Source organism: Synechococcus sp. MIT S9508, from assembly GCF_047303045.1.
In the GTDB taxonomy this organism is placed as follows: domain Bacteria; phylum Cyanobacteriota; class Cyanobacteriia; order PCC-6307; family Cyanobiaceae; genus Synechococcus_C.
This window is the reverse complement of sequence record NZ_CP138941.1, coordinates 1,352,866-1,371,982: the sequence shown is the minus strand read 5'-3', so window position 1 is coordinate 1,371,982 and position 19,117 is coordinate 1,352,866. Positions and strand designations below refer to the sequence as shown.

The window sequence follows — 19,117 nt, the reverse complement described above, 5'->3', positions numbered from 1 at the left end:
GACCTCACTGCAGAACCCAGCTCAGAGACATGAGCAGCAGCACGATGGCACCGATCACTGTGAGCACATACGACTGGGTCTGACCACTGATGCTCAGCTTGAGGCCTTCGGCACTCGACAGGGAGAAGCGTGCCAGACCATGCAGCACTCCATCGACGACATTGCGGTCAAACCAGCCTGCGAGCTGCGAGAAGGTGGCTACCACATTGACAATGGTGACTCGGTAAAAACGCTCGGTGTAAAAGTCGTAGGCGAGCAGATCCTGAAACCAACGAAGAATCGGATTGAGCGAGCGTGACCAGGCTTTGTTGAGGGGAACGAGAGCCCCGACAATCAACCCGGCAGCACCACTCGACACCACCAGAGCAGCGGCCCAGAAGGGAAAGGCCAGCAGACCATCGAGGGATTCCAGACGGATCAGCAGGAACGGCGTCAGCACCACGATCACGGTGAGAGCCACCATCGGCAGCGCCATCTGCCAATTGATCTCAGCGGCTCGACGGGTCTTGGCAAGTGATGGACCAAGAAACACCAGGCGGAACACCCTGGTGAGGTTCAACGCTGTCAGGGCATTGGTGATCAGGAATACCGGCACGAACACCACGGCTCTGGCACCGACCAACTCCACAGCTTGGGCAAGGCAGAGGAATCCACCGAGTGGAAGCAATCCGACGAGCCCAGCGCCACCAACCAGAAAGGCTCCTGTAGTGGCGGGCATACGACTGGCCAAACCGCCGAGCTCGGTGATGTCCTGACAGTTGGTCGAGGCGATCACCCCACCGACACTCATCGACAAGAGAGCCTTCGAGACGGCGTGGGCATAGAGCAGCAGCAATGCCAGCACGGGCACCTGCAAGGAAATCGCGATGAACACCAAACCGAGATAGGCCGTCGTGGAGTACGACAGCGTGCGCTTGATATCAACCTGGGCAATCGAAACAAGGGAACCGCCGACGGCGCTGATCGTGCCGATCACCTGAAGCACTACAAGAGTCACCGGCGCGTGCTGCAGCAGGGGCATGACCTTGAGCAGCACGATCGCACCACAGGTCACCACAACGGAATTGCGCAGAATCGAGGCAGGGTTCGGACCCTCCATGGCCTCATCAAGCCAGAGGTGCATGGGGAACTGGGCGCACTTGCCGGTTGGTCCTGCCACCAGTCCAAGACCGAGAAGAGTTGCAGCCAATGGCGTCAGGGTGTCCTGGGCCGACCAGCTGTAGAGATCATCGAAGCTCGTAACGCCTGACCAGGCGGTGAGGGCCACCACACTCATCAACAACATCACGTCACCGACGCGTTTGGTTAGAAACGCGTCGCGGGCTGCAGTGACCACCAACGGCTGGGCATACCAGAAGCCCACCAGCAGATAGGTGGACAGGGTGAGCATCTCCAGAAGGAAATAGCTTTGAAATAACGAATCGCTCAGCACAACTCCCGACATAGCGCCCTCGAAGAAACCGAGCAGAGCAAAAAAGCGAGCTAGAGCCCATTCCTTGTCGAGGTACCCCAGCGAATAGATCTGGGAGAGAAGGCTCAGGCCAGTGATCAGCTCAAGAGCGGAAACATTGGTGAGCGAAAGGCTGAAGCTGATCTCAAGATTGAGATCACCCACAGTCAGCCAGGGCATGCCGATCAAGGCAGGACCGTTGGCCATGACCTCCCTGAGCACAAGACTGCCGTGAACCACGGCCAGCAGGGTTAGCAGGATATTGAGATACGCCGGAGGTCGATGGGCATCTCTACGGAACCATCCGAAGGCCCAGGGAAGGGACACCAGCATTCCGGCGAATCCATAGAGAGGAATCAACCAGGCGGTCTGAAGAGGCAGCGAAAGAGCTGGAGTCAAAAGCAACGAGACCTGAAGGGCCGTTGTGGTGCGTGTTGGCCGGGGAATCTAGTCCGAAATGATGCAGAGAGACGTTATTGATCAACTACGTCTTCGCACATTGGTCGGCACAAGCGCAGGCTCCACTTCCTGATGGGGACGGGCAATGATGTGGGCCGCCACGAGGCCGTCGCCGACACGCTCACAAGCGTCAGCACCTGCACGCACCGCGGCGTTTACGGCACCGGTCTCACCGCGCACCATCACCGTGACGTAGCCGCCACCGACATATTCACGGCTGATCAGCTGCACTTCGGCAGCCTTCGTCATGGCGTCGGCAGCCTCGATGGCTGGCACCATGCCGCGGGTTTCAATCATGCCGAGGGCGACTCCCTGCACAGACGGCTCAGGAGCAGCTGCGACGGACTTGGCGGCGCGACCTGAGCCTGATGAGCCTGAGGAGGATGAGGCGCGACGGGTGCTGCCACTCCGTGCCGCCACGGCACGGCTGGAGCCAGACCTTGCAGTGGTGCTGCGACGGGTCGTTGTAGAGCGGCTACTTGCAACCGGAGTCACATCCACAGTGGCTTTAGAGGCTGCAGGATCAGCCGTCGAAGAAACCGGTTTGGATGCAGAACTGGTTGTGGCCCCAGCTGAGGCCTTGGCCGTCGTTGATGTGGTCGAAGCTGCAGCAACGGCTGCGGAAGAGCGACGACGGGGAGCTGGGGATGCCATGGGGAAGATTTCAGACGGATGGAATGGAGGGACGGGACGCGATCAGTTATCCATCCGGCATCCAGTGGTCGATGATTCCACCGATCGTCAGATCCGTGAGCACGGAGCTGTTTGGGCATGCAAAACGGGCAGCTGAACCACTGGAAGTGAAAACCCAGTTGCCCTCTCGAGCTCCGACCGGGTCAACAGCAACCATCTGCTTGCCCTTGTTGTTCTTGAGAATGCGCAGGTGCATGTGATCCAACCCCGCCAGGCGGTAAGAGCAGACCAGTGTCCCCATCACCTGCATGATCTCCATCAGGTCTTCTCTCCTGGCTTGGTGGAGGGGGATGACTTGGAGGCTGCAGGAGCTGAAGGGGGTGCCAACGACGGTTTGGGTGGATCGGGCTCCCAGTGGTCAATGATGCCCACGATGGTGAGATCACTTGGATAAGACTTGCTGCCGGCAGCCTCGCGGGCGGCGGAACTGCTGACGCAGATCACCCAGTCGCCGGGCTTGGCCCCGACTGCATCGACAGCCACTTTCTTCGTGCTGCCGTCCAGAACCACCTGGAGATGCTTGTGCTCGAAATCCGGAATCCGGTTGGTTGAAACGAGCGGCTTCAGGACCTTGACAATCAGCATGGTCAGTGAGCCTCCTGCTGGACGGGATCGAGTGTGGAACCTACCGCCACCGCGGGGAGCGGCTGGTCACGGTCGCGGATCGTGAGAAGCGTGTGGAGCAGACCTTCGCTGACGAGCGCTGAATAACGCTCATCGATGGCCTTCTGAATGCGCTGGCAATCGGCGATGGCACGCTCCCGCGCACCGGGCACCTTGCCCGAATAATCGAAACGCACCACGACCGGAATCGGCAGATCGCGGGCGACATTGAGTCCCTTGAAGATTTTCACACCGACATCAAGATCAGGAGCACCTTGTTCAACGGTGTCGAGGTGAGCGAAATAGGTGAGGTTGCGCAGATGCACCTCCTTAAAGCCGATGCCAACACCGATGAAGCGCTCTGCATGGCCGGCGTCGGGATAAGCGCCGTGATGAAGCGATCGAACGTAGTCCTGCTGGGAGATGTTGCTGACAAGCAATCGAGTAATGAACCGAACCATGCCTTCATCGGGAGCGGATGACACATGGGTCTGAACAGCCGCCTGGACAGCATCCCTGGCCTGCTGCACCGTGAGCGGAGCGGTGCTTTCGTAAAGCGATCTGGCACAGAGCCACTGATCCAGTCGGATCTCACCGTCCTGATCAGGAACATGAACGCGAATGGCATCGGTATCGGTGTCCAGACCGATCAGAAGCAGATCAACAGAAGCACCACAACAAAAGCTGTTTTCAACGGCTTCACGGAAGTCATGCAGACGCTGAAGTCCTGAGGATGCGGCCAGAGCATCGTCGCTGCCATGGGCTGCACAACCCTGATGCGTTGGATCGAGGGAGCTGAAGTGATAAGCCACCACCTTCAGATACCGCGTTGGCGCATGCGCCTCATTCGGAACCTGCTCACGGAAACGACGATGTTCGGTCTTGATCCAACGATTGACCGTGTTCTCAACATCGAACATGGCTCCGGCATGGGAGCGCCGGCGCACAGCACTGAAAGGGATCCTCAGCGCATAGGCGATCGTGTGAGCCAGGCGACCATCAGCGCAGGGTGTGACGTCCAGCAGATGAAAACCGCAGTCGAGGAGAAACGCATTGAATTCCTCCGAAGCCCGGCTGCCTGAAGCGGCTTCCAGGGGATCGTCCTGGAAAAAACGTTCACTGAACAGCTGGTGGGACTGGAAGACGCACCATGCAAACAATGCGCGCATGTCGAGAGGTCTCACCCAAGACTTCTCAAGGATGTGATCCGGAAGATCGAAACCCAGTTCGGCGCGGGCCAGCCGCTGAGCCTGCGCAAGGAAGTCTGGTTCGTGCTGCAGAGCAGAGACCTGCTTCAGCAGAGGCACAATCCGATCGAAGCGACCCTTCACCTCCAGTTCGTAAACCTTGAGGCGTTCATTGGCCGACTGGTCGGTCAGCGGATGGGACTCCACCGACCAGGGAAGCGATGTTCTGCTGAGGTTGACGGCAACCGAAGTTCGAGATTCTCCACGCTTCACCCAGCCGGGCTGCTGGGGAGTGGGACGACGGCGGTCAGCCTGGGAACGGATACGTCCGCCTGAGACGGAACCTCCATTCAGCAAAGCAGCCTTGCCGGATGTGGTCAGGGCCTGGCGGCGCAGAAGAGCCGACTGTCGTGCTGTGCTGCCGGAGGGCGAACTGACCTCCCCAGGTGAAAAGGATTCAGCCTTGGCAGTGTCTTGAGCCAGTGAGGCCTGGAGCTGTCGCCGGGTTGGAGCAGTGGGCGCAAGAGGTCGCCCGCCACGGGAAGGCATGGAGCGAACCATTTGCGAATCAGCCCCTTGCGCCGCCAGAGACGGTGATCAGAGAGCCTTTGTCGGTATTGCCGTGGGATCCGGTCACACGGCAGACAGGCCACTCGGCTTGCTCATTTCGCTTGCGCTCGAAGGGAGCCATGGCACCCATGGGACCAGGACGGCTGGGGTTGCGCCGGCGGGCTGAAGCACCTTCGGTACCGGTGACATGCTCGCCACGGTCCCAGTCATCTCCAGTGACCTTGGTGGAGGAGCCCTCACCCGTCACCCGGGAGGTTGGCTCATCAGCAGGTTCACTGACAACGGCCACAGTGGGCTGGAAGTGCCGGCGCTGAAAGTCGCTGTTGTCAAAGCGGAACTGCTCGGTGCCGGTGACCTTGCCGCCTGCCATGTCAAAAGGGCCGGTGATGCGATTACCTTGCTCGTAGGACGTTCCGGTGACGTAACCCTGAGCATCACGCTGCAGTTGAGCGGCGCGAGCTGGTGAGGTCACGCTGAAACGGGTCCAGGCAGCACCTTCAGGCGATTGACCGTGGGTGTCGGTGCCGGCCGGAGCCTCTGCACCACAGGCTGCGGCCAGTTGATCTGCTCCCACGTAGGGAGTACCGGTCACCGCTTCACAGGCACCACGCTGATCACCGGTCATCACTCCGCCCACTCCGGGCTGGATGCCGGTCATGGCGGCTGAGGGTGTTCCAGGACGGACAGGTGTGCGTTCTCTGATCGCCTGGACTGCGGGAGTTCCGCAATGCTGGCCTGCTTGCTCAAGACCGGCGTAGGGCGTTCCGGTCACGGCCTGACAGCTGCCGGGCTCATCACCGGTCACACGCTCGGAACGGCCCGTACGGGTCCCGCTCACAACCTGATTGCGGTTGGTGATGCTGAAACCGACCTTGGCGGCCTCCGGGTCAGGTTTTGCTCCGCAGAAACCATTGACCTGCTCAGAGCTGATGTACTGATCACCGGTGACGCGGTGACAGGATCCGAACTCATCACCAGTCACCTGGGAGGAACGGCCAACCAAGGTGCCGGTCACTCCCGTTCCTGACAGAGTGGCTGACAGTCCGACTTTTGCGGCTGGGCGACCATCGGGAAGGGGATCTGACCCGAGGTACTGATCTCCGGTGAGGCTGCGGTTGGCTCCGGCTTCATCGCCGGTGACGCTGGCAGAACGGCCAACCATCACACCACTCACAGGGCGGCCCTCCAAGGTGAGACTGTGACCGACCTTGCGAGGGGATGGGTTGGACCCACCACAGTAGGCAGCGGACTGATTGGCGGAAATGTATTCCGTGCCTGTCACGCTTTTGCAAGTGCCAGGCTCATCGCCGGTGACCTTGCCCGATCGACCGACCTCATTACCGGTCACACGATTGCCATGACTGGTGGCAGTAACTCTCACCTTGGCAGGTGTTGTGGGCTCGGGGGCCTGCTGACAGAAGGTCTGGAAGACCTCAGCGCCCAAGTACTCAGTGCCTGTGATGGAGCGACAGGTGCTGGCCTCATTACCGGTGGTCTTCAGCGAACGGTTGGCCTGGGTCCCGGTCACAGTCTGTCCGGATGGCGTAGTGCTTTCTCCCACTTTCCAGTGAGCATCAGCGGCGGCAGCCTGCTTGGCACCATGGCGATTAGGGCCGGTGGGACGGGTAACGCCAGCGTTCTGCTTACTGATTGCACCGGCTTTGGCCCGCAGCTCGCGCACCTGCTGAGCGATCTCCCGGCTGGAGAGATCAGGATTAGCCTGACGGGCCACAGCGGCTGCGCTGGTGGGCTGCTTACCTGCGGTTTTGCCATGTTTTGACATGGCATCACGACGCGCCAGCACTAGGGCACGGCTGGGATTTTCGATGGAACGCCTCTTTGGGGTGACTGAGCGGCGCTCAAGACCGGCACGGCGATCACCGGAGCGCGATGTCAGCTCAACGGTGACGGCTGGACGATCAACTTTTTCAGCAGCAACAACCGGTGCAGGGGCAGGAGCTTCACGGGCCACATCTGCACGGTTGCGGTCGCGGCTGGATGCTGCGGTCTTGCCGCGGCGAGACAGGGCTTCACGACGGGACAGAACCAGATCGCGACTGGGGTTGCGCAGCGCCTTCGCGTTTGAGGTGTGGGAGCGTGCGGGCGTCCGAGTGAGAGAGGCCGCACGCTCGGGAGCTGCCGCTATGGGAACAGTCACCGCTGGTTCGTTCACTGACGTGACTTCCGTTCGGGTAGGACGAGCATCGGTTGCAGTGCGCACGCGGTTGTTACCACCGGCGGCGGCAGACGCCTTCTTACCAGAGGTCGTCAGCGCTTTGCGGCGCTCAAGTGCGAGTTCTCGACTGGAAAGTCTTGCCATGTCCGCCCGGTGAAGTCGTCAAAGAGCTGGGAGCTGATGCTCCCGAAAAGAATCTGGAGCCCTGAACTCAGATCAGGGCTCGGAACCAAAGGTTCGAAGGATCAGCGTCCTTCGAAAACCACGAAGCAAGCACCCTGGCTCTGGGTGTAGGCGTCGTAACCGACGATGCGCACGTGGTGGTCGGGGTAGGCGCGATGGCAAGCCTCGAGCTCACTCACAACAACATTGAGGTCCTTCTCACCAAAGAAGGGCAGCTTCCAATAAGACCAATAGGTAGCCATGGAGTTGCTGGGATGGACGTGCTCGATGAGCGGGCTCCAACCCTGGGCAATGATGTAGGCGATCTGGTCGTAGATCTCGTCCTGGGTCATCGGCGGAAGAAAGCCGAAGGTCTCCAGGGTGGCGACTGTTTTGTAGTCACCCACGGTGCTCTGGAAAGGCATGGGGATCCTGGGTGTAAGTAAAAAAAGGTGGCCGGTTCAATCAACCGGCCTTGGTTGCGATCAGTTCTGAACGTCGAGCTTGTCGACGGTGTCGAACTCGAACTTGATCTCCTTCCAGGTCTCGAGGGCGATCGCCAGCTCAGGGCTGTGCTTGCCGGCTTCCATAAGGATGTCGCGGCTTTCTTTCTCGATCTCGCGACCGGCATTGCGTGCCTTGACGCAGGCCTCGAGGGCCACACGGTTGGCAGCAGCACCTGCAGCGGAGCCCCAGGGGTGACCGTGGGTACCACCACCGAACTGCAGAACGGAGTCGTCACCGAAGATCGCCACCAGTGCAGGCATGTGCCACACGTGGATGCCACCGGAAGCAACTGCAAACACTCCAGGCATGGAACCCCAGTCCTGATCGAAGAAGTTGCCGCGGCTGCGGTCTTCAGGCACGAATGATTCGCGCAGCTGGTCGATGTAGCCGAGGGTGGTCTGACGATCACCTTCGAGCTTGCCGACCACGGTGCCGGTGTGAAGCTGGTCACCACCGGACAGACGCAGACACTTAGCGAGAACGCGGAAGTGGATGCCGTGCTTGGGATGACGGTCGATCACCGCGTGCATTGCACGGTGAATGTGCAGCAACATGCCGTTTTTGCGGCACCACTTCGACAGACCGGTGTTGGCGGTGAAGCCACCGGTGATGAAGTCGTGCATCACGATCGGCATACCGAGTTCCTTGGCGAACTCAGCACGTTCGTACATCTCCTCGGGAGTGTTGGCGGTCACGTTGAGGTAGTGACCCTTGCGCTCGCCGGTCTCCTGCTCAGACAGCTTGATGGCTTCGGCAACGAATTCGAAGCGGTTCTGCCAACGCTGGAAAGGCTGGGAGTTGATGTTCTCGTCGTCTTTGGTGAAGTCCAGACCACCACGCAGGCACTCATAGACCACACGGCCGTAGTTCTTACCGCTCAGGCCGAGCTTCGGCTTGATGGTGCAACCCAGCAGAGGACGGCCGTACTTGTTCATCCGGTCGCGCTCGACGCAGATGCCATTCGGGGGGCCGTAGCAGCTCTTGATGAAAGCGATCGGGAAGCGAATGTCCTCGAGACGCAGGTGGCGCAGAGCCTTGAAACCGAAGACGTTTCCGACCAATGAGGTCAGAACGTTGGTAATGGAACCCTCTTCGAACAGATCGAGGGGGTAGGCGATGAAGGCATAGAAGGATTCCTTGTCTCCAGGGACATCCTCAATGCGGTAGCAGCGGCCCTTGTAGAAATCGAGATCGGTAAGGAGCTCGGACCACACGGTGGACCATGTACCCGTGGACGATTCAGCAGCCACAGCAGCGGCGACCTCTTCCTTGGGCACACCTTCCTGGCCGGTGCACTTAAAGCAGGCCAGCAGGTCAGTGTCTAGGGGAACGTAATCAGGAGTCCAGTAAGTGTCTCTGTACTCCTTTACCCCGGCGTCGTACTTCTTGCTCATAAGAAAAGTCCGTTAAGTCGTTGAAGGCGGGTGAGTCGTTGAAACCTCAAAATTTCAGAGGCTCAGACGATCTCAGTCCTTCTGACCGAGGAAGTTGCCGTTGCCTAGTGCAGGCTCCACTTCGCGGTGAGGGCGAGCGATGATGTGAGCAGCCACGAGGCCGTCGCCAACGCGCTCACAGGCATCGGCGCCAGCACGCACAGCAGCGTTCACAGCACCGGTTTCGCCGCGCACCAGAACGGTGACATAACCGCCACCGACGAACTCACGACCGATCAGGCGCACTTCGGCTGCCTTGGTCATGGCGTCAGCCGCTTCAATCGCAGGAACGAGGCCGCGTGTCTCGATCATGCCGAGAGCGATGCCCATGGTTTCGTTTGCCATTACCTACCGGGAATAGGGGGGGATGTTCGCCGGTGAGACTGCTCTGCCAATGGGCGCCCCGTCAAGAGCTAAAGCGCTTTCTCGGGATCACTGTCCGTAGTGAACCTGATAAGCCCTGCTGATCACCCTGTCAGGGACTGATCTAAAGAACTGTGCTCTCCGAGGTCAGCACGCCAACACATGCGGTGGCAAGACCGAAAAAGGTCCCTAACGATACAGGCGGAAATCTGAAAATCCGGGCTTTCCGGGTGGGATGTTCAACCTCTTCAGGTTTCCTGTGACGACTGAAGCTCAAAAGATTTACACCTGATCACACACAATGGTGCTCCACTCCAGGAGCAGCGCTTTGCGCACGCTGATCATCGCCAGTGGTAATCCACACAAGGTTGCTGAGATCGAAACGATGCTTGGCCCGATCGATGTGTCAGTGCGGCGCCAACCCTCCGATCTGGATGTTGAAGAAACTGGCAGTACCTATCTAGAGAATGCCCGGCTGAAGGCCAGTGCCGCGGCGGCAAGAACCGGTTGCTGGGCTCTGGCAGATGATTCCGGACTTGAGGTCGACGCCCTCGATGGAGCTCCTGGGCTCTACACGGCACGACTCGCCCCCAGCAATCAGGAAAAACTCTCGAAGCTCATGCAAGCAATGGCGGACGTGCCTTATCGCAGTGCGCGCTTCAGAAGTGCCATGGTGCTCTGCTCACCTGACGGGGCCTGCGACGAGCAAGCGGAAGGCATCTGCTGGGGTGAACTTCTGTCTGCACCGGCCTATCCAGGAGGAGGCATTGAATCCTTGTTCTGGGTGCGTGAGGCCGGCTGCAGTTATGGAGAACTGAACACCTCACAGCTGTCCAAACTCGGGAGTCGAGGCAAGGCCGCCCGCGCTCTGGCACCTGGCCTACGCAAAAAACTGGAACTGGACTGAACGTTCAGCTCCGCGCGGCGCGTCGATTCACCAAATCAATCGCACGCATGGCGGCAGCCGCGGCCTCCTCCACATCACCCTCTCGCCCCGCCAGAGTAAGGCGTCCGAAAGCGCCCACAGCCTTCACATCGACAAGCGTGATGTTGGATGCCTTCTCCGCTTCATTGGCGGCAATCAGCACATAGCCCGCTGGCTCTGTCTCCAGAATGAACATGCTCATTCCGGCCTCGATCATGGAGCCACGGCGATTGATTCGGTTGATCAGCACAGCATGGTCAGGAGTGATCGCACGAATCACTTCGGTCCAACTCACCTCAGCAGGAGTTCGCTGGTCAACCGAGCTGCCAATGGCCTCAAGCACAACATCACCGGAATGGAGCACAGTGCTCTGGTCTCGGTGATAAAGGGCCATCGATCCGAAGGCCCTTTCCACCACCATCTGTCCGAGTCGCACATTGCTGGCCTTTAGAGCGATGTCGGTCACTCGATGAACAGCCATACCTGGCGAGACTTCCAGCCACAGGCAGGCATCCCCTGGAATCGGCAAAAAGCCCTGACTCACCGTTCCCATGTAGGCAGCCAACTGTGGCTGCAGTGAATCGATGAACACATGGGTGCGCAGCTCGATTGACTGCACAAGACTATTTTTCCGATTGAGCCGAGAAGACTCCGAGTCAGTCGTCACGACGCAGCTCGCTCCTCCGACAGAGGGATTTACCTCCGTACCGGTGACGAGAGCGCTCCCGCCAACCCGCCGCTCTCTGGCGTCGAAGCCGGCGAAACGATTCATGGCGCGGATCTTACCGGATGCCGATCGACAAACAGCGCGCAGGTGCTTGCACTGCCCCACACAGCCGATAACTTCGGGCCAACTGCCCTATGAGCCATGGCTTCCGCCCGTCGAAAATCAGAGGAACCTGGCCAGCTTTCCACTGAACTCAACGCCGAACAGGCCCTGGGTCTGGTCAGCTACAGCCTGATGCAGCGTCTTGCCGGCGAAGGCCAGCCGGAGATGCCCTGGTTGGACACTGATGACAGCAGCCATGCCGGCATGGTTCGGAAGCTTCGCCAGAGACTGGAACTCACCGCTTTAGCCGTCAATAGCGGAGCTCCCTTAACAACGACTGAAGTCACCTATCTGCTCGGGGCTCGACCCGGCACAGAATCTGTTGAGAGGGGAGGCCTGACAGCGCGGCGTGTCAGTCGCAATGTCTGGCGCCTGAGCCGAATAGACGGCTCGGATGGGCGTGGCAGCGGCAACTTCGCTGATGATCGCTTCCGCCGTCGACTCTGAATCCCACTGATCAGGACTTCGGCTTCTCATCCGCCTTTGCATCGGCGCTGTCATCCGCAGCATCGATGCAGACCGTTGTGGATACCAGCTGTTCACGCGCCGCGAGCAGCGGAGCAGCCTTGCCCTTCAGTTGATCAGCCGCTTCTGCCAGGGTCAGGCCCTTGTTCTTGCTGACTTCAGCAACGGCTTTGCGGAAGAGATCCACCTGATCTCGATACTCCTTCACTTCGGCCTTTTCAAGCTGACCCTCAGCTTTGTTGAGAGCAGAGAGAGCGCCTTTGAGCTTGTCTCCCGCCTGTTGAGCATCCGCCACGGTGGAATCAGGAGTGAGACCGTTGACCTGCTCCACGGCAGCGTCAACGTCGACCTGAGCAGCACAGACGGCTTCAACACCATGAGAGACCTTCACCTCATCGTTCTCCGCCTTCTTCTCAGCCGACTGACAGGCCACAAGTGCCAGGCCCAGCGCAAGAGCGGCAGGGAGAACACGCATAGAAGACATCAGTGGATCTGAAGCGGTCGTCGAAATGTACCCAGATCGACCATTTCCGACCGCAACGATCCCAAAGAGTTTCAGACACTTGCACCGTTGAGCCGATCCGGAGTCATGGTGAAGGGAAGGACAGCTCTGGAATCCCGATGGGCGCCAATCTGCGTAAGGAATCTGGACCCCGGGAGGTGTTCTGTGGGCTGACATCGATCGTCTGGCTGCATCGACGCATGCCCGATGCCTTTTTTCTGGTGGTGGGGTCGCGCACCTGCGCCCATCTCATCCAGAGCGCAGCGGGCGTGATGATCTTTGCTGAGCCCAGATTCGGCACAGCCATCCTCAATGAACGAGACCTCGCAGGCCTGGCTGATGCCCACGACGAACTGGACCGTGTGGCCCGTGAGTTGCTGGCACGACGCCCCGAGATCCGCACACTCTTCCTCGTGGGTTCCTGCCCGAGCGAGGTGATCAAGCTCGATCTTGCCCGCGCCTCCGAACGCCTCAACGAGGAATTGCAAGGCAGGGTTCGTGTGGTGAACTACTCCGGAAGCGGAATTGAAACCACATTCACAGAGGGAGAGGACGGCGCCCTGTCAGCCCTGGTCCCCTTTCTGCCGAGCACCGACAAACGCCAGCTTCTGCTTGCTGGAACCCTGGCTGATGCGGTTGAGGACCGCCTGGTTCACCTGTTCGCCCGGCTCGGAATTGAGACTGTGTGCAGTCTTCCACCAAGACAGTCCACGGAATTGCCGGGTGTGGGTCCAGGAACCACCGTGCTACTCACCCAGCCCTTTCTGAGCAACACCGCACGCTTGCTGAAGGAACGGGGCGCCAAGGTGCTGAGTTCACCGTTTCCGCTCGGGGCGGAGGGCAGCCGCCGATGGATGGAGACAGCTTGTAGGGATTTCAACCTCCCTGGAGATCGAGTTGCTGCAGTGCTGGATCCTCTGGAAAAGAGAGCGCGCATGGCGCTTGCACCCCACAGGGCGGAACTAACTGGGAAACGCATCGTGCTGCTGCCGGAATCGCAGCTTGAAATCCCCCTTGCACGCTTTCTGCAGCGCGAGTGCGGCATGGAATTGGTGGAGGTCGGCACGCCTTATCTAAACCGAGAACAGATGGTGCCGGAACTGGAACTGCTGCCGGAGGGCACCGACGTGACGGAGGGTCAGCACGTGGAGCAGCAGCTTGACCGTGTTCGCGATCAGCACCCGGATCTTGTGGTGTGCGGGATGGGACTGGCCAACCCCTTGGAAGCGGAAGGCATCACCACCAAATGGTCGATCGAACTCGTGTTCAGCCCGATCCACGGCATCGATCAAGCCGGAGATCTGGCCGAATTGTTCTCACGCCCGTTACGAAGGAGGCAACTCATCCATCCAGCACTGCATCCACAGACCTCGAATCCTTCCATCCACGCCTGATTCCCATGCAACTGACGCTCTGGACGTACGAAGGACCACCGCATGTGGGGGCCATGCGCATCGCCGCCTCTATGCGCGGCGTGCACTACGTGCTGCATGCGCCTCAAGGTGACACCTATGCCGACCTTCTGTTCACGATGATCGAACGGCGCGGGCAGCGCCCACCGGTGACTTACACCACCTTTCAGGCACGCGACCTAGGAGGCGACACAGCCGAACTGGTGAAGCGCACAGTGCGTGAAGCGGCAGAACGTTTCCGTCCGGATGCACTGCTGGTGGGTGAAAGCTGCACCGCTGAACTGATTCAGGATCAACCGGGCGCCCTGGCTCAGGGCATGGGACTGAGCATGCCCGTTGTGACCCTGGAACTACCCGCGTACAGCAAAAAGGAGAACTGGGGAGCAGCAGAAACGCTTTACCAGCTTGTGCGCAATCTGCTGAAGCCCCAGGTGCCTGATCAGCCGCAGCATGATCCCAAGGCCTGGATAGCCGTCGGCCGGCGACCTCGGGTCAATCTGATCGGTCCGTCCCTGCTGGGATTTCGATGCCGTGATGACGTGCTCGAAATCCAGAGACTGCTCACCGTGCATGGCATCGATGTCGGAGTGGTCGCACCGCTTGGAGCGGAGGTCAGCGATATCCAGCGAATCCCCCAGGCAGATCTGAATGTGTGCCTCTATCCGGAGATCGCCGAATCAAGCTGCAGCTGGCTTGAACGCAGCTTCGGAATGCCCTTCACACGCACGGTGCCAATCGGCGTCGGTGCCACCCACGACTTTCTGGTGGAGTTGCACACGCTGCTGGGGATGGATCCACCCACAGGAGAAGAAGGGTATCGCTGTTCAAGGCTTCCCTGGTATTCGGAATCCGTTGATTCCACCTACCTCACAGGTAAGCGGGTGTTCATTTTTGGCGACGGCAGTCACGCCCTGGCGGCAGCTCGCATCTGCAGTGAGGAGCTTGGATTCAAAGTGGTTGGCCTTGGCACCTACAGCCGCGAGATGGCGCGGTCGGTCCGTGTTGCTGCCAAGGAGCTTGGCCTTGAAGCCCTGATCAGCGATGACTATCTGGAGGTCGAGGCGGCCATGGCCGACGCCGCTCCCGAGCTGGTGCTTGGAACCCAGATGGAACGACACAGCGCCAAGCGATTGGGAATCCCTTGCGCCGTGATCAGCACGCCGATGCATGTGCAGGACGTTCCTGCTCGCAATAGCCCTCAGATGGGATGGGAAGGCGCCAATGTGATTTTCGACGCCTGGGTGCATCCGCTGATGATGGGTCTTGAGGAACATCTGATCGGCATGTTCCGCCATGACTTTGAGTTTGTGGACGGACATCAGAGCCACTTGGGGCATCGCGGCGGGACAGATCAAGCCGCCGAAGAGCACAGCCCATCCCCCGTGGTCATGAGCCATGAAGAGCAAGGCCCGGTGTGGACTGCCGACGGCGAGGCGGAACTGAAAAAAATCCCCTTCTTTGTGCGTGGCAAGGTGCGCCGAAACACCGAAACCTATGCACGCCAGGAGGGGCGCCTGGAGATCAGCAGCGAAACGCTCTATGACGCAAAAGCCCACTACAAGGCATGAGCAAATTCACTCATTTCTTTTAATCAATCCAAAGAAAATACGAGAGTCAAGCATTTCTGAAACGAAGGATCTTTTATTTCTTGGTGAATATCAGCCGGGATGCATGTGTTGCTGTTGAATGAGATTGATCCCTTTTGCAAAGGTCCTGCATGACCACGACCCTGACGCGGCCAGCTGACGGAGAAGGCAGTGTGCAGGTCCTTCAGGACCCGTCGCTGAACATCCAGGAGGAGACCCTGGTCATTGCCGTCTACGGCAAGGGCGGGATCGGCAAATCCACTACCTCCTCGAATCTTTCAGCCGCCTTCTCAAAACTGGGCAAACGGGTGCTGCAGATCGGCTGCGACCCGAAACATGACAGCACCTTCACGCTCACGCACAAGATGGTGCCAACGGTGATTGACATCCTTGAGGAGGTGGACTTCCACAGCGAAGAGCTCAGACCAGAGGATTTCGTGTTCACCGGATTCAACGGCGTGCAGTGCGTTGAGAGCGGCGGTCCACCGGCAGGCACGGGCTGCGGTGGCTATGTCACAGGGCAAACCGTGAAGCTCCTTAAAGAGCACCATCTGCTGGAAGACACCGATGTAGTGATTTTCGATGTGCTCGGGGATGTGGTTTGCGGGGGATTTGCGGCGCCGCTGCAGCATGCGAACTACTGCCTAATCGTGACCGCCAATGATTTCGATTCGATCTTTGCGATGAATCGGATCGTCCAGGCGATCCAGGCCAAAGCCAAGAACTACAAGGTGCGGCTGGGAGGTGTTGTCGCCAACCGATCGGCAGACACCGATCAGATCGACAAGTTCAATGAGCGCACAGGTCTGCGAACCATGGCTCACTTCAAGGATGTGGATGCCATTCGCCGCTCCCGCCTGAAGAAGTGCACCATCTTTGAGATGGACGACGACGACGAGGCAGTGCAAGCCTGTCGACAGGAATATCTCAACCTTGCACAGAACATGCTCGACAAGGTCGAACCCCTCGAAGCCGTCTCATTGAAGGATCGCGAAATCTTCGACCTGCTGGGATTTGACTGAGCTTTAGGTTCTGGCGCTCAGCCCGACTAACCCCATCGACAGCTCCCAGACCCTGCAGGCGGTCTGGGAGTCGGTGACCTTGTCGGACAAGTCCTGGCTGAACTGCTGACCGTTTTTCTTTTGACGGTTGCCCCAGCTCCAATGCACCCCGGATTCGGCAAAGTCCGGATCAGCAACCACCAGGGCAACACGCCTACCTGCCAGCGGCTGGGAGACATAGCCACCGGTGATATTCTTCTGAAACCAAGGAAAGATTTTTCTGAACAGCCTCGGGGCGTTTCGGAAGAGCGGAGTGTCGGCAACACACCCTGGGTACAGCGAAGTGAAGCTGATACCGGTTTCGCTGTGAAAGCGACGGTGCAGTTCCTGCGTGGTGATCATGTTGCAGAGCTTGCTGTCCTTGTAGGCCTTCCCGGGCTTGAATGACTTGCCGCTGGCCATCGAAACAGGATCTTTGAAACCGGCCTCGAAACCGGAGAGATCACCGAGATCGGCAGGCGCAGGAATCGGGATTTTGCCTCCAAGCTCCTTGGAATTCGCTGTGACAGTGCCAAGAATCACCACACGGCGAGAGGGGTGCGTCGAGGCCCTGAGACGCTGCATCAACAACTGAATCAGCAAGAAATGGCCGAAGTGATTGGTGGCCATCGAGATCTCATAACCCTGAGGTGAACGTTCTGGCTGTTTCAGCTTCGGTTTGTAGACGGCAGCGTTGCAGACCAATACATCGATCTGCTCAGGCAGTCCCTCCACCGCCTGGCGGACACTCTCCAGATCACCAAGATCCATCAGCACATGCCTCAACCGCTCAGTGGGCAGGTCGAGCTCATCGGCAGCGGCGGCGGCACGCTGAGGAGAACGGTTAGCAGTGATCACAGTCCAGCCCTGTTGCACGAGAGCACGTGTGGCATTCAGGCCAACCCCGGATGTGGTTCCGGTGATCAGAACAGTGCCTGGAACGGGCATCGGGGGATCTGTGCAGATCGCTCAGTCTGCCGTTCAGACCATGGGTACAACAGCCACCGGTCACGAATCTCTGCGGGCAGCTGTCAGCCCAGAGAACAGACCGTCAGCGCAGCAGAGTCAGCGCCAAATCACCCGTAAGCGATTGGGAGCAATCCATTGCTCCTGCTCATCCATCAGACGTTCGTCCCCACCGAGAGTGAACAGGGTGTCAAAGCGCTGTTGCAGCCCTTGCAGCTTGGTGGCTTCCACATCCACCACAGCCGCCAGCTCTCCATGGCGGTCGAGCCGTTCCTGATAAGCCATCGACAACCGCACAACACTCACAACGCCCAGAAAGATCAGACCACTCTTCACGGCAAGCGCCAGGGCACTGCACAACAGTTCCCTCCGATCATTCTGCTGCTGAAGCAAAGCTGCCAGAGAGGCAGCATCAGGCGCTGAAGAAACGGCTTTCTGCATGTCCGCTTGTAACGCGGCGTACCGTTCGTGCCAAGAGGCCCCTTAAAGCTCAGGCGCGATAGAGGCTCACGCAAAGGCGGATCGCGAGGATACCGGCGTGAGCAGCCACCACGAGAGCGATGAAGATTTCGGCCTGGGTAAGGGTGCTGACCATGACGGAAGCTTGAAACCTTCGCATTCTTTCCTGCGCAGGCCTCGGGGCGCCATCATTCGCAAAGGCCTGTCACACCCGCATGGAAGCCTTGAGTCCTGATTCCCTGGTGACGATCGACGCAAAAGCGATCAGGACACTGAACCTGCAGGCTCTTTCAGCCTGGATGGAACGACCTCTTCAGGAGCTGCTCGATGCCGGCGCTGTCCTGGAATTTCGCTACGACTGGCCCCGTGAGGTCGACGACCCAAGAGAACTCAGCGAATGTCCTGAGCCTCGGCTGTGGGCTCTGCGGGCAGACGCTCACTACCCCTGGCTGCCTTTGTTACTGGATCGGACCGGCGGAAGCCTGGCTCAACATGTGGCGATGTTGGTTCCCCACGATTTCAGCCCCAGCGAAGGAATCCGTTTCGACCCCCAGGCCCTTGAGCTCTGGATCACTCACCGACTGATGCTTCTAGATCAGCATGGGGCAGATGCGGGGATTCCTGGACATCAACGCGGCAATCTTTCCTTGATGGCGGCAAGCCTTGGCTTCGAGTTAGATGGGGGGTTCTGGGAGCTGCTGGACCAGGCGCGATGACCGCGAGGAGAGCCAGATGTCAATGGTGCTGCCTAATGCTGGCGGGGTTTCTTCTCCAGGGCTGCTTGAGGAGATCGCCACCAGAGCAAGCCCTCACAGCACCAGCGCAAGCCTCCATCCCTGCCGCGATTTCAGAATCACAGCCACAGGAACCTCCACCACCAGGGCAGCTCGGCCCAACCCCAGAGCTAATTTCCAATCTGAGCCAAGCGCCTCTCTCTTTGTCAGCTCGACGCACTGAAGACGAACGTCAGGATGGAGAACGCGTCTGGAAACTTGAGCTTCATCAAGACGATCGACGTCTGGCCAGCTGGGAGGCCGTGAGCGGATTTGCTTCCAGCCAATCACTCGATCGCCGCTGGTCTCCTGGCAATGGAGCCCCCCTGCCTTCGGGCAACTACTCCTTGGGTCTGCCTGAAGCCTTGGGAGACGACATCTGGCTCACCCTGACGCCACGCTTCGAAACGACCCGCTCCGGCTTGGGCATCCATGGTTGCGACCCCGGCAGTGGCTGCGTCTGTCTTCTAGATCGCACCTCACTGGAGGCACTCGCAAGTTGGGTAAAAACATTCCAGATCCAGTCACTGACCGTGTTGAACTAAGCCTTCAAAGAA

At 59.2% G+C, this 19,117-nt stretch carries 21 protein-coding genes; 7 read left to right on the top strand and 14 right to left on the bottom strand.

Annotated features, from left to right (window positions below):
- Positions 1 to 4: 4 nt before the first annotated feature.
- The 9 genes from SIB42_RS07200 to SIB42_RS07160 form a co-directional block, all read right to left on the bottom strand.
- Positions 5 to 1,849 carry an NAD(P)H-quinone oxidoreductase subunit F gene (locus SIB42_RS07200; RefSeq protein WP_067092938.1) on the bottom strand — a complete coding sequence of 615 codons (1,845 nt, stop codon included), beginning with the start codon at positions 1,847 to 1,849 and terminating at the stop codon, positions 5 to 7.
- A gap of 81 nt (positions 1,850 to 1,930) precedes the next feature.
- Entirely contained in the window at positions 1,931 to 2,563 is a 633-nt protein-coding gene (locus tag SIB42_RS07195; RefSeq protein WP_067092937.1) for a BMC domain-containing protein, read from the bottom strand.
- Between the two features lie 46 nt (positions 2,564 to 2,609).
- Complete coding sequence (locus SIB42_RS07190) at positions 2,610 to 2,861, bottom strand: carboxysome peptide B (RefSeq protein ID WP_067092936.1); 252 nt, start codon at positions 2,859 to 2,861, stop codon at positions 2,610 to 2,612.
- Positions 2,861 to 3,187, bottom strand: a complete 327-nt coding sequence (locus tag SIB42_RS07185) for a carboxysome peptide A (RefSeq protein ID WP_067092935.1) — start codon at positions 3,185 to 3,187, stop codon at positions 2,861 to 2,863. Before SIB42_RS07185 ends, SIB42_RS07190 begins: the two co-directional genes overlap by 1 nt.
- A gap of 2 nt (positions 3,188 to 3,189) precedes the next feature.
- Positions 3,190 to 4,953, bottom strand: a complete 1,764-nt coding sequence (locus SIB42_RS07180) for a carboxysome shell carbonic anhydrase (RefSeq protein WP_067092934.1) — start codon at positions 4,951 to 4,953, stop codon at positions 3,190 to 3,192.
- A gap of 7 nt (positions 4,954 to 4,960) precedes the next feature.
- Entirely contained in the window at positions 4,961 to 7,282 is a 2,322-nt protein-coding gene (locus tag SIB42_RS07175) for a CsoS2 family carboxysome shell protein (RefSeq protein WP_067092933.1), read from the bottom strand.
- 101 nt (positions 7,283 to 7,383) lie between these two features.
- A complete protein-coding gene (locus SIB42_RS07170; RefSeq protein ID WP_066905746.1) occupies positions 7,384 to 7,725 on the bottom strand; it encodes a ribulose bisphosphate carboxylase small subunit in 342 nt (113 codons plus the stop codon).
- Between the two features lie 60 nt (positions 7,726 to 7,785).
- Positions 7,786 to 9,201 (bottom strand): form I ribulose bisphosphate carboxylase large subunit, encoded by a 1,416-nt coding sequence (locus SIB42_RS07165; protein ID WP_067092932.1) that lies wholly within the window; start codon positions 9,199 to 9,201, stop codon positions 7,786 to 7,788.
- 72 nt (positions 9,202 to 9,273) lie between these two features.
- A complete protein-coding gene (locus SIB42_RS07160) occupies positions 9,274 to 9,585 on the bottom strand; it encodes a BMC domain-containing protein (RefSeq protein ID WP_006169870.1) in 312 nt (103 codons plus the stop codon).
- A 322-nt stretch (positions 9,586 to 9,907) separates the two neighbouring features.
- On the opposite strand from SIB42_RS07160, the gene SIB42_RS07155 reads away from it, so the two are divergent.
- The gene (locus SIB42_RS07155) at positions 9,908 to 10,510 is read left to right on the top strand and encodes a non-canonical purine NTP pyrophosphatase (protein ID WP_369818411.1); all 603 of its coding nucleotides are present in this window, start codon (positions 9,908 to 9,910) and stop codon (positions 10,508 to 10,510) included.
- Between the two features lie 4 nt (positions 10,511 to 10,514).
- On the opposite strand, the gene SIB42_RS07150 is transcribed toward SIB42_RS07155, so the two are convergent.
- Positions 10,515 to 11,300: a BMC domain-containing protein gene (locus SIB42_RS07150; RefSeq protein WP_067092930.1), complete on the bottom strand. Its 786-nt coding sequence runs from the start codon at positions 11,298 to 11,300 to the stop codon at positions 10,515 to 10,517.
- A gap of 96 nt (positions 11,301 to 11,396) precedes the next feature.
- On the opposite strand from SIB42_RS07150, the gene SIB42_RS07145 reads away from it, so the two are divergent.
- Positions 11,397 to 11,804, top strand: a complete 408-nt coding sequence (locus tag SIB42_RS07145; RefSeq protein WP_067092929.1) for a hypothetical protein — start codon at positions 11,397 to 11,399, stop codon at positions 11,802 to 11,804.
- 10 nt (positions 11,805 to 11,814) lie between these two features.
- Here SIB42_RS07145 and SIB42_RS07140 read toward each other — a convergent pair whose 3' ends face one another.
- Complete coding sequence (locus tag SIB42_RS07140) at positions 11,815 to 12,297, bottom strand: hypothetical protein (protein ID WP_231856301.1); 483 nt, start codon at positions 12,295 to 12,297, stop codon at positions 11,815 to 11,817.
- A gap of 146 nt (positions 12,298 to 12,443) precedes the next feature.
- On the opposite strand from SIB42_RS07140, the gene SIB42_RS07135 reads away from it, so the two are divergent.
- From SIB42_RS07135 to bchL, 3 genes are all read left to right on the top strand, one after another.
- Positions 12,444 to 13,718, top strand: coding sequence for a ferredoxin:protochlorophyllide reductase (ATP-dependent) subunit N (locus SIB42_RS07135; RefSeq protein WP_067092927.1), 1,275 nt, complete (start codon positions 12,444 to 12,446; stop codon positions 13,716 to 13,718).
- Positions 13,719 to 13,723: 5 nt separating this feature from the next.
- The gene (locus tag SIB42_RS07130) at positions 13,724 to 15,304 is read left to right on the top strand and encodes a ferredoxin:protochlorophyllide reductase (ATP-dependent) subunit B (RefSeq protein WP_067092926.1); all 1,581 of its coding nucleotides are present in this window, start codon (positions 13,724 to 13,726) and stop codon (positions 15,302 to 15,304) included.
- Between the two features lie 149 nt (positions 15,305 to 15,453).
- Positions 15,454 to 16,344, top strand: coding sequence for a ferredoxin:protochlorophyllide reductase (ATP-dependent) iron-sulfur ATP-binding protein (gene bchL / locus SIB42_RS07125; protein WP_067092925.1), 891 nt, complete (start codon positions 15,454 to 15,456; stop codon positions 16,342 to 16,344).
- Between the two features lie 3 nt (positions 16,345 to 16,347).
- Here bchL and SIB42_RS07120 read toward each other — a convergent pair whose 3' ends face one another.
- The 3 genes from SIB42_RS07120 to psaM form a co-directional block, all read right to left on the bottom strand.
- Positions 16,348 to 17,310, bottom strand: coding sequence for a protochlorophyllide reductase (locus SIB42_RS07120; RefSeq protein ID WP_067092924.1), 963 nt, complete (start codon positions 17,308 to 17,310; stop codon positions 16,348 to 16,350).
- Positions 17,311 to 17,427: 117 nt separating this feature from the next.
- A complete protein-coding gene (locus SIB42_RS07115; RefSeq protein WP_067092923.1) occupies positions 17,428 to 17,769 on the bottom strand; it encodes a hypothetical protein in 342 nt (113 codons plus the stop codon).
- Positions 17,770 to 17,818: 49 nt separating this feature from the next.
- Positions 17,819 to 17,923, bottom strand: coding sequence for a photosystem I reaction center subunit XII (gene psaM / locus SIB42_RS07110; protein WP_067092922.1), 105 nt, complete (start codon positions 17,921 to 17,923; stop codon positions 17,819 to 17,821).
- Between the two features lie 79 nt (positions 17,924 to 18,002).
- On the opposite strand from psaM, the gene SIB42_RS07105 reads away from it, so the two are divergent.
- Together SIB42_RS07105 and SIB42_RS07100 are read left to right on the top strand one after the other, a co-directional pair.
- The gene (locus SIB42_RS07105; RefSeq protein WP_067092921.1) at positions 18,003 to 18,503 is read left to right on the top strand and encodes a CRR6 family NdhI maturation factor; all 501 of its coding nucleotides are present in this window, start codon (positions 18,003 to 18,005) and stop codon (positions 18,501 to 18,503) included.
- 65 nt (positions 18,504 to 18,568) lie between these two features.
- Positions 18,569 to 19,105, top strand: a complete 537-nt coding sequence (locus SIB42_RS07100) for a hypothetical protein (protein WP_231856300.1) — start codon at positions 18,569 to 18,571, stop codon at positions 19,103 to 19,105.
- Positions 19,106 to 19,117 lie beyond the last annotated feature (12 nt).